Genomic DNA, 10,187 nt, shown 5'->3' on the forward strand with positions numbered 1-10,187 from the left:
GACGCCCGAGCCCGGTTCGATCGGTCCGGTCCGCAGTTTGGGGCCCGCCAGATCGAAAGACGCCTTGCACGTTCGCCCCAGGCGACTTTCAGCCTGTCGCAAATTCTGGACCATGCGCGACCACGCTTCGCAGTCGTCATGGGCACAATTGATGCGCATTACCTGCATCCCCCTTACCAGAAGGTCGCCTATCAACTCGGAATCGCATGCCGCTTCGGATGGCATGGTGACCATGATGCGTGTCTGGTGTTCTGCGGGGGATGGTCCGAGAATAGCGCTGGTGTTACGCTCCAGTAAGGCGGCCCATCAGCCATGCTGACGGGTGCCCGATCAGGCTGAACCGTTGAAAACGGCAGCCGGCGCATCATTGACAAGACAGCGATGACGATATCGAGCGAGGCCAGCGCATGTGCTTCCATGCGCCCGAGCGAACTCAGGCCCATCTGCGCCAAGTCGGATTGCAATCCTCGTATGTCATAGGAACGAACCGCCAGATAATGCACCAAGTTACGCGCGCTCTCTCGCATCATCGGATCGATCATGCCAAGGAGCTCCTGGTGGTGAGCTTCCAAACGCAACGCGGCCGCGCGCAGTTTCTCGATCCGGCAGGCGGCGCGCGATGCGACGCGCGGGTGAATAAATTCATCTTCAGGCATACGCATGTCTTGCGGTTGACAAGACCACCGTGGATTTCGGTGTGGCTATCCGGTTTGAGCAAGAGTCCTCCCCCGCCGAGAACTCTGGTGGCCACGTGAACGGGTTCTGCTCCGCGAACTAAGGAAAGCGTCGCGAAAATCAAGCTTAGCCGAAAAAGACAGCAAGGGAAGCACTGATTTATTCATCGCCCACCGTTCCGTCGGCAAGCAGATATAACCGTTCGATCCGAAGGTCAGCGGACCGGGCCGCCCGCCAATTGGCTTGGCTCGCATGTTGCGCATGTACGTGGCCCAGCAATCGTTGAAAGCGGCATAATCATCGGGTTCCTTGCTTTACCGCTTGGCGAGCGACATGGACCAGACCTCCTTATCATTTACCCAGATCGACTCTGCTGCCAGCGACTGGCATGCGCTTGATTTGGCCGCAACGGCCGCCAGGTTACAGCTCGATCCCGATATGGGACTGTCACCTGCTGAGGCGGCCAGCCGCCTGGCTCGCTACGGCGCCAATGCAATTGCTGAGAAACCGCCACGTCCGATATGGCGGATGCTGGTCGACCAATTCAACGACTTCCTGATTCTGATGCTGCTCGGCGCCGCCGTGGTGTCCGGAATCGTCGGCGACGTCAAGGACACGCTGGCGATTGCGGTTATCGTCGTGCTCAACGCCGTAATCGGCCTCGTCCAGGAGGTGCGTGCCGAGCGCGCGATGGCGGCTTTGAAACAAATGGCGCCCCATAATGCGCTGGTGCTGCGCAGCGGCAAACGGACTCTCGTGCCAGCAGTCGAGCTGGTTCCGGGCGATGTGGTGCTGTTGGAAGCCGGGATCGTCACGCCGGCCGATTTACGCTTGATCGAGGCGATCCAGCTCAAGCTGGACGAAGCCTTGCTCACAGGGGAAGCTGTCACGGCGGATAAACGCAGCAAGGCGCTTCCCGCGGGCGATTGGTCAATCGGCGACCGCTGCAACATGGCATACAAGGGCACGACCGTGACCTATGGACGCGGCATCGGCATCGTGACCGCGACCGGCATGGCGACGGAACTGGGCAAGATCGCTCGCCTGCTCGACAAGGACGTGGAACGCAAGACGCCGTTGCAAAAGCGTCTTGCTACATTCGGCAATCGCTTGGGGTTCGCCGTGCTCGCCATTTGTGCGCTCATCTTCCTGATCGGTCTGCTTCGAGGCGAAGCGCTGATGGTGATGATCCTCACCGCCGTCAGTCTGGCTGTCGCGGCAATTCCGGAAGCGTTGCCGGCCGTCGTCACGATTTCTCTTGCCCTCGGCGCGTACAAGATGGCGCACCGGCGTGCGCTGATCCGCCGTTTATCGGCTGTAGAAACATTGGGTTCGGTAACGTACATTTGTTCAGACAAGACCGGCACCCTGACTCAGAACCGGATGCGGGTACATCAATTTTACGCAAGCAGCACGCTGCTGGAGCAATCCTGCGAGCTACCGTCGCAAGAACCCTGGATCAGCCTGCTTACCGCGCTAGCCCTGTCCAACAACGCGAGCCGCAGCAATAAGGCTGCGCCGACCGGCGACCCGACTGAAGTGGCATTGTACTTGGCAGCGCTGGAATCCGGATACGACAAAACGGTGCTGGAGCGAACCGCGGCGCGGGTCTTCGAACTGCCGTTCGATTCGGAACGCAAACGGATGACCACGTTTCACCGCGAGCTTGGCGGATTCGTCGCCTATACCAAGGGCGCACCGGAAAGCGTTCTGCCGCTCTGTACCGGCACGCTTGCGGCCCGGGGGGATGAGGCGAGGCTGGCACTCGATGAGCTGCTGGCAGTTGCTGAGCGCATGGCGACGCAAGGTCTGCGCGTGCTGGCAATAGCACGCAGGCACTGGTCGAAGGTGCCACAGGAGTCCAGCGAGGGAATGCTTGAGACTGGCCTTGTTTTTGTCGGCCTGGTAGGCCTTATGGATCCGCCGCGCGCCGAAGCGAAGGAAGCGGTGCGCATGTGTAAGTCGGCAGGAATTACGCCGGTCATGATCACCGGCGACCATGTTGCCACCGCGCTCGCCATCGCTGCCGAACTCGGCATCGCCGGCGCAGCCGACAGCGTAATCACCGGAGCGCAACTGGCATTACTCAGCGACGAGGCGTTCAAGCAGCAAGTCTCGCACATCCGGGTGTATGCGCGCGTCGATCCCGCGCAGAAGATACGCATTGTAGAAGCACTGCAAGCGCAGGGAGAGTTTGTCGCCATGACCGGCGACGGCGTCAACGACGCGCCTGCATTGAAACAGGCCGATATCGGCATCGCCATGGGCAAGGGTGGTACCGACGTGGCGCGCGAAGCATCCAGCCTGGTACTGCTGGACGACAATTTCTCTACCATCATCGGCGCAGTGCGGGAAGGGCGGCGCCTGTTCGACAATATCCGCAAGTTCATCCGCTATGCGATGACCGGCAACTCGGCGGAGATCTGGGTCATTTTTCTGGCCCCCTTTCTGAACTTGCCGATTCCACTGCTGCCGATCCACATTTTGTGGATCAACTTGATGACGGATGGCCTGCCCGGACTGGCGCTCGCCGCCGAACCGGAGGAACAAGGAATAATGCAACGTCCCCCTCGCCCGCCGGCGGAAAGCGTATTCGCGCATGGCATGTGGCAGCACATCGTGTGGATCGGGTTGATCATCGCTGCAGTATCGCTGTTTGCACAGGCCTGGGCCATCCATGTCGACTCACCGCGCTGGCAGACGATGGTTTTTACGGTGTTGACCTTGTCACAAATGGGACTCGTGCTCGCCATCCGTTCGGAACGGCAATCGCTGTTCCGGCAAGGCGTGCTTTCCAATCCGGCCTTGCTGGGCGCCGTGGGACTCACATTCCTGCTACAGATGGCGACCATTTATGTGCCGCAATTGAATCCAATATTCAGTACCGCACCGCTTAGCGCACGGGAATTGGCAATTTGCCTGCTTCTGTCCGCCAGCGTGTTTTTCTGCGTGGAGATAGAAAAACTCTTGGTGCGCAAAGGCTGGTTGTATGCACAGGCGTAGGATTCGGGCCGAGGTGGAGCCGCAGCCCCCCTTACCGGAGAACATTGTCGAACTTTTTTAGAGGCGAGCTTACTCGACCGTAACCGACTTCGCCAGGTTGCGCGGCTTGTCCACATCCGTACCCCGAGCCAGCGCCGTGTGATACGCCAGCAATTGCAGCGCAGCCACGTGCAGGATCGGGGACAGCAGGCCGTAGTGTTCCGGCAGGCGGATCACGTGGATGCCGTCGCCGGAATTGATGCGCGAGTCGACGTCGGCGAAGACGTACAGCTGGCCGCCGCGGGCGCGGACTTCCTGCATGTTCGACTTCAGCTTTTCCAGCAGCGCGTCGTTCGGGGCGATGGTGACCACCGGCATTTCGTCGGTGACCAGCGCCAGCGGGCCGTGCTTCAGCTCGCCAGCCGGGTAGGCTTCGGCATGGATGTACGAGATTTCCTTCAGCTTCAGCGCGCCTTCGAGGGCAATCGGATAGTGAATGCCGCGGCCGAGGAAGAGCGCGTTTTCCTTGCGGGCGAACTCTTCGGCCCAGGCGATGATCTGCGGTTCCAGCGCCAGCACGGCGGCAATCGCTACCGGCAGGTGGCGCATTTGTTTCAGGAAAGTCGCTTCCATTTCGTCGTCGAGACGGCCATTGACCTGGGCCAGGGTCAGCGTCAGCAGGAACAGCGCGGCCAGCTGGGTGGTGAAGGCCTTGGTCGATGCAACGCCCACTTCGACACCAGCGCGGGTGATGTAAGCGAGTGCACACTCTCGCACCATGGCGCTGGTGGCCACGTTGCAGATCGTTAGGGTGTGCTCCATGCCGAGGCTGCGCGCGTGTTTCAGGGCGGCCAGGGTGTCGGCGGTTTCGCCGCTTTGCGAGATGGTGACGACCAGGGTGTTCGGGTTCGGGACGCTGTCGCGGTAGCGGTATTCGCTGGCGATCTCGACGTTGACCGGCACTTTCGCGACCGACTCGATCCAGTATTTCGCGGTCAGGCCGGCGTAGTAGCTGGTGCCGCAGGCCAGGATCAGCACGCGGTCGATCTGCTTGAAGACCTTGTAGGCGTTGTCGCCGAACAGCTCGGGCATGATGCCGGTGACGCCTTCCAGGGTGTCGCCCACCACGCGCGGCTGCTCGAAGATTTCCTTCTGCATGTAGTGGCGGTACGGGCCCAGCTCGGCTGCGCCGGTGTGGGCGTGCACGACCTTCACTTCGCGCTCGACCGAGCGGCCGCTGCTGTCGACGATCCAGTATTTGCCCAGCTGCAGGTCGACGACGTCGCCTTCTTCCAGGTAGATGATGCGGTTGGTGGTGCCGGCCAGCGCCATCGCGTCGGAGGCGACGAAGTTTTCGCCTTCGCCGACGCCGACGATCAGCGGCGAACCCTGGCGGGCGGCGATCACGCGGTGCGGTTCTTCGCGGCTGAACACGGCGATGGCGTAGGCGCCGTGCAGGCGCTTGACGGCGTGCTGCACGGTATCGAACAGGTCGCCGTTGTACATGTGGTCGACCAGGTGGGCGATGACTTCGGTGTCGGTCTGGCTCTGGAACACGTAGCCGAGGCCGGTCAGTTCGGCGCGCAGTTCGTCGTGGTTTTCGATGATGCCGTTGTGAACCAGGGCAATGCGGGCGTTGTCTTCGGTCGGCGAGAAGTGCGGGTGGGCATTGTGGGATGCCGGCGCGCCGTGGGTGGCCCAGCGGGTGTGGGCGATGCCGGTGAAACCTTGCAGGTGGGCTTCGCCGACCTGGGATTCGAGGTCGGCCACGCGCGAAGTGCTGCGCGAGCGGCGCAAGCGGCCGTCGACGTGCAGCGCGACGCCGCAGGAATCATAGCCGCGGTATTCGAGACGCTTCAGTCCTTCGATCAGGATTGGCGTGATGTTGCGTTGCGCTACTGCTCCGACGATGCCGCACATGGTTACCTCACAGATTGGTCAATTAATGGTGGTGCAATCCTAGATGAGAGACGATGAAATAAGCTTTCTAAATTTCGACTGTTTCGTTATATTATTTCACCATAAATGACGTATGAAATTTAATTTCATAAACGTCGAAAAATTTAATTATTATTTCGGATGAGCATGTCAGACCAACCATATCAAATGGACGATTTGGATCGTCGCATCTTGAACATCCTCCAGCTTGACTCATCTCACACCAACGCCGAGCTGGCGGAACTTGTGCACGTGTCGCCACCCACCTGCCTGCGCCGGGTCAAGCAACTGACCGAGGCCGGCATCCTGGAACGCCAGGTGGCGATTGTCGCGCCGGAAAAAGTCGGCGCGCGGCTGACGGCGCTGGTCGAGATTTCACTGGACGTTCAGGCGGACGAACGCATGGCCGAGTTCGAACAGCACGTGGCGGCAGAACCGGCCGTGATGCAGTGCTACCGGGTGGCCTCGGGGCCGGACTTCGTGCTGGTGGTCCAGGTAGCCGACATGCCGGCCTACCACGGGCTGGCGCACCGCCTGTTCGCCGCGCACAAGAACGTGCGCAACGTCAAAACCTACTTCTCCACCTTCCGCAGCAAATTCGAAACGCGTATTGCAGTCTGATCCCAAAATTGATGGGACGCAACTTGTTCCATAGGGAAACAGCGTCTACTGGCAACATCTGAGCGGCGCCCACCCGCGCCGTGAAGGTGATTGACCCGACACGAGGCGAAGCAATGGAAGCGATCCTGAACAAGGTTCCGGCATTGGCGCCGGAGCTGGTGAACCTGGGCGGCGTACACAAGCACTATGGGCAGGGGCTGGCGGCCTGCCATGCGCTGCACGACATCCACCTCAAGCTGGCACCGGCGGAAATGATCGCCGTGTGCGGCCCGTCCGGCAGCGGCAAGACCAGCCTGCTCAACATCATCGGCATGCTCGACAGCGCCACCGAAGGCAGCGTCATCATCGCGCGCCTGCTGGTGTCGAAAATGTCGGACCAGGGCCGCGCCGACCTGCGCAACGAGCTGATCGGTTTCGTGTTCCAGTCGTCCAGCCTGATCCCGGTGATGACGGCGCACGAAAACGTGCTGCTGCCGCTGATGCTGCGCGGCCGGCTCGACGAGACGGCGCTGGAGGAAACGGAACAGCGCGCCGCCGATTTGCTGTCGCGGCTGGGGCTGGCGACACAGATGCGCCAGTATCCCGGCCGGCTCGACGCCAGCCAGTGCCAGCGGGTGGCGATCGCGCGCGCGCTGGTCACGCTGCCGCGGCTGGTGGTGGCCGACGAGCCCACCTCGCGCCTCGACAACGGCTGCATCCGGCTGGTGATGGACCTGTTCGCGCGCTACCAGCACGAGCACGGCACCGCCTTCGTGCTGTCGACCCGCGACCAGCGCCAGTTCAGCCGCGTCAGCCGTACGCTGCAGCTGAACGAGGGACGGCTGGCATCAACCCCGACCGAGGCGCGGCGGCGGCCGCTGAGGGTGCAGGGATGAGTCCCTTCCGGCTGGCGCTGCGCACTGTCCTGCAGGGACGGCCGCGTACCGTGCTGGCCGTGCTCGTCATTGCGGCCAGCCTGTGCGCGCTCGACCTGTTTGCCGGGCACATCGCCAGCACGCGCGCGCGCCGAATACCGGGTGGTGATCGGCGAGCGGCTGGGCCATCTCGCCATCGTGCGTTCGGGAAGCACGGCGGAGGGCGATGCGCCCCTGTTCGATCGCGAGGAGGCGGCCAGGGTGCGGCGCATCGTCGAAGGCCGGGCCGGGGTCGCGCTGGTGCTACCACAAATGAGCCTGTCCGGAATGGCGAGCAGCGGCGAGCGCTCGGCGCTGTTCCGCGGCGAGGGTATCGACGCCGGCACGCCGGCCGACGCGCCCGGCAAGCTGAAGGCGGGCGTACGGAACGGCATTGCTGTCAGTGCGGGGCAGGCGCGCTCGCTCGGGCTGCGCAACGGCAGCAACGTGACCCTGGCCGGCGCCGCGCCGCACACGCGCGCGACGCCGCTCAACGCCGAGGTTGTGGATATCTTCAGCACCGCCGAACTGAGCGCCGATGCGCGTTCGGTGCTGATGCCTTTTGAAATGGCGCAGAACCTGCTGGACACCGTGCTGACCGAGCGCTTCGTCGTGTTCCTGGCCGAGCCCGCCCAGCTCGAAGAAAAGCGCGGCGAGCTGCTGGCGGCCCTGCGGGCAAGCGGTGTAGCGGCGCACGTGCGTACCTGGCAGGAGCAGTCGCCATCCTTCAATCAGGAGGACAGGACGTCAAAGCTGGCGTTCGACAGCTTGGCGGGGATGGCGTTTGCCGTGGTTGCTGCCGCGATTGCCGCGACCATCTCGATGAACGCGCTCGAACGGCGGCGCGAAGTGGGCGTGCTGCGTGCGCTGGGAATGCGCAGCGCCTCGATCTTCCTGATGTTCGCTGCGGAAGCGTTGTGGATGGCGGCCATCGGTGTCGTTGCGAGCCTCGTGGCGAGCGGCCTGGTTGCGTGGGTGGTCAACCGGGCCGCGCTATCCTACTCGGCGCACCACGCCTTGCAGCCGTCGCCGATGCTGGTCGAGCTCGATTTCAACAAGATGTCGATGGCGGTCGTGACAGTGATGGCGGTGGCGCTGCTGGCCGCCCTCGTTCCCGCCTTCAAGGCCGCCCGCGGCGGCATCGCCGAAGCGATCGGCTGAAGACTTGCAATGAAATCGGGGTCAGACCCCGATTTCGCGTTGTGGAAATGGTGGTCTGACCCCGATTTCGCGTTGTGGAAATGGTGGTCTGACCCCGATTTCGGAAACTTATTTTCTGACCTTCACCGGGCGCTTCCAGCCTTCGATTGTCATCTGCTTGGAACGGGAAATCGTCAGCTGGCCGGCCGGGGCGTCCTTCGACAGCGTCGTGCCCGCGCCCAGCGTCGCGCCGGCGCCGACGCGGACCGGTGCGATCAGCTGGCTGTCGCTGCCGATGAAGGCGTCGTCTTCGATCACGGTGCGGAACTTGTTGGCGCCGTCGTAGTTGCAGGTGATCGTGCCGGCGCCGATGTTGACGCGCGAACCTACCGTCGCATCGCCTACATACGCCAGATGGTTTGCCTTGCTGTGCGCGGCGACCTGGCTGTTCTTGATTTCGACGAAATTGCCAATGTGGACGTCCTCCGCCAGCTCGGTGCCCGGACGCAGCCGCGCATACGGGCCGATCTGGGATTTGGCGCCCACCACCGCTTCTTCGATGTGGCAGAAGGGCTTGATGTTGGCGCCTTCGGCAACCTTCGCATTGACCAGCACGCTGTGCGCGCCGACCGTCACGCCGTCCGCCAGCTCCACCCGGCCTTCGAACACGCAGCCGACGTCGATCGTTACGTCGCGTCCGCAGACCAGTTCGCCACGCACGTCGATGCGGGCCGGGTCCATCAAGGTCACGCCTTGCTCCAGCAGCGCGTTGGCGATGTTGAGCTGGTGGCGGCGCTCGAGCTCGGCCAGTTGCACCTTGCTGTTGACGCCCGCGACTTCCCACTCGGCCGATGGCTGGGCCGATACGACCGGCACGCCGTCGGCGACCGCGCGCGCGACGATGTCGGTCAGGTAGTACTCGCCCTGTGCATTCTTGTTCTCGAGCGTGGACAGCCAGCGCTTCAGGTGCTGCGTCGGCGCGACCATGATGCCGCTGTTGATTTCGCGGATCGCGCGCTCGGTGTCGCTGGCATCCTTTTCTTCGACGATGCGGACGATGTTGCCGCCTTCGCGGATGATGCGGCCCAGCCCGAACGGGTTGGCCTGTTCCACCGTCAGGATCGCCAGCTTGTCCTGGCCGGCCGCGTCGACCAGGCGCTGCAGCGAGGCGAGGGTGGTCAGCGGCACGTCGCCGTACAGGATCAGCGTCGGCGCCGCGTCGTCCAGTTGCGGCAGCGCCTGCATCACGGCGTGGCCGGTGCCCAGTTGCGGCTCTTGCAGCGCGGTGTCGATGACTGCGAACAGGCCGTTATTCTGGCGTGCCACCATCTCCGGCACCGCTGCGCCGCCGTGTCCGTAAATCACGCATAATTTGCTCGGCGCCAGGCCGCGCGCGGTGTCGATCACGTGCGACAGAAGCGGCTTGCCGGCCAGCGGGTGCAGGACTTTCGGCAGCGCGGATTGCATCCGCTTTCCCATGCCAGCGGCGAGGATCACTACATTCATGAGCTTGGTCTGAAAAGTTGAGAAGATGAAAAAGAATAACACGCACGACAACTTGTTCCATCGGATTCGCTTGTTGGCCGTGATCGCACTCATGCTCACGGTAGCAGCCTGCAGCACCATCCGTTTTACTTACAACAACGGCGACACGCTGCTGTACTGGTGGCTCAACGCCTATGTCGACATCGACAACGACCAGTCCGATTTCGTGAAGCGCGATATCGATGAACTGTTCCACTGGCACCGCACTACGCAGCTGCCCGACTACGTGCAGGTGCTGCAGAACGCCCAGCGCCAGCTTGCCGGCAACGTCACCCAGGCCGACCTGATGTCCAGTTACAAGGACATCCGCACCCGTTCGGAACGGCTTGCGATGAAGGCCGTGCCCGACCTGGCCGACCTGGCGCGTTCGCTCAAGCCCGACCAGCTCGTCAC

Annotated in this window: 9 protein-coding genes; 5 read left to right on the forward strand and 4 right to left on the reverse strand. The window is 62.7% G+C overall.

Annotation, left to right across the window (positions count from 1 at the left end; genetic code table 11):
- A partial coding sequence (locus D3872_RS27465; RefSeq protein ID WP_370660960.1) for a pyruvate kinase occupies positions 1 to 234 on the reverse strand: 234 nt, incomplete at its 3' end.
- Positions 192 to 656: a hypothetical protein gene (locus D3872_RS25260; protein WP_147373855.1), complete on the reverse strand. Its 465-nt coding sequence runs from the start codon at positions 654 to 656 to the stop codon at positions 192 to 194. The genes D3872_RS27465 and D3872_RS25260, both read right to left, overlap by 43 nt.
- Positions 657 to 1,008: 352 nt before the next feature.
- Here D3872_RS25260 and D3872_RS10505 point away from each other — a divergent pair, with 352 nt between their 5' ends.
- Complete coding sequence (locus tag D3872_RS10505) at positions 1,009 to 3,678, forward strand: cation-translocating P-type ATPase (protein WP_119810726.1); 2,670 nt, start codon at positions 1,009 to 1,011, stop codon at positions 3,676 to 3,678.
- 69 nt (positions 3,679 to 3,747) lie between these two features.
- Here the strand turns inward: D3872_RS10505 and glmS are convergent, their stop codons facing one another.
- A complete protein-coding gene (gene glmS, locus D3872_RS10510) occupies positions 3,748 to 5,577 on the reverse strand; it encodes a glutamine--fructose-6-phosphate transaminase (isomerizing) (protein ID WP_119810722.1) in 1,830 nt (609 codons plus the stop codon).
- Positions 5,578 to 5,763: 186 nt separating this feature from the next.
- Here glmS and D3872_RS10515 point away from each other — a divergent pair, with 186 nt between their 5' ends.
- The 3 genes from D3872_RS10515 (at position 5,764) to D3872_RS10525 (ending at position 8,270) form a co-directional block, all read left to right on the forward strand.
- On the forward strand, positions 5,764 to 6,216 hold the full coding sequence (locus D3872_RS10515) for an Lrp/AsnC family transcriptional regulator (RefSeq protein WP_370660961.1): 453 nt from the start codon (positions 5,764 to 5,766) through the stop codon (positions 6,214 to 6,216).
- 113 nt (positions 6,217 to 6,329) lie between these two features.
- Positions 6,330 to 7,091, forward strand: a complete 762-nt coding sequence (locus tag D3872_RS10520; protein WP_119810723.1) for an ABC transporter ATP-binding protein — start codon at positions 6,330 to 6,332, stop codon at positions 7,089 to 7,091.
- A 99-nt stretch (positions 7,092 to 7,190) separates the two neighbouring features.
- Positions 7,191 to 8,270, forward strand: coding sequence for an ABC transporter permease (locus D3872_RS10525; protein WP_119810724.1), 1,080 nt, complete (start codon positions 7,191 to 7,193; stop codon positions 8,268 to 8,270).
- A gap of 108 nt (positions 8,271 to 8,378) precedes the next feature.
- Here D3872_RS10525 and glmU read toward each other — a convergent pair whose 3' ends face one another.
- A complete protein-coding gene (gene glmU / locus D3872_RS10530; protein ID WP_119810725.1) occupies positions 8,379 to 9,755 on the reverse strand; it encodes a bifunctional UDP-N-acetylglucosamine diphosphorylase/glucosamine-1-phosphate N-acetyltransferase GlmU in 1,377 nt (458 codons plus the stop codon).
- A gap of 25 nt (positions 9,756 to 9,780) precedes the next feature.
- On the opposite strand from glmU, the gene D3872_RS10535 reads away from it, so the two are divergent.
- A partial coding sequence (locus tag D3872_RS10535) for a DUF6279 family lipoprotein (protein WP_229459262.1) occupies positions 9,781 to 10,187 on the forward strand: 407 nt, incomplete at its 3' end.

It is taken from the genome of Massilia cavernae (assembly GCF_003590855.1).
Lineage (GTDB): Bacteria > Pseudomonadota > Gammaproteobacteria > Burkholderiales > Burkholderiaceae_D > Telluria_A > Telluria_A cavernae.

Coding starts and splice junctions, on each gene's coding strand:
- glmU (WP_119810725.1), bottom strand. CDS start 9,755: ATGAATGTAGTGATCCTCGCCGCTGGCATGGGAAAGCGGATGCAATCC.
- glmS (WP_119810722.1), bottom strand. CDS start 5,577: ATGTGCGGCATCGTCGGAGCAGTAGCGCAACGCAACATCACGCCAATC.
- D3872_RS10515 (WP_370660961.1), top strand. CDS start 5,764: ATGGACGATTTGGATCGTCGCATCTTGAACATCCTCCAGCTTGACTCA.
- D3872_RS10520 (WP_119810723.1), top strand. CDS start 6,330: ATGGAAGCGATCCTGAACAAGGTTCCGGCATTGGCGCCGGAGCTGGTG.
- D3872_RS25260 (WP_147373855.1), bottom strand. CDS start 656: ATGCCTGAAGATGAATTTATTCACCCGCGCGTCGCATCGCGCGCCGCC.
- D3872_RS10505 (WP_119810726.1), top strand. CDS start 1,009: ATGGACCAGACCTCCTTATCATTTACCCAGATCGACTCTGCTGCCAGC.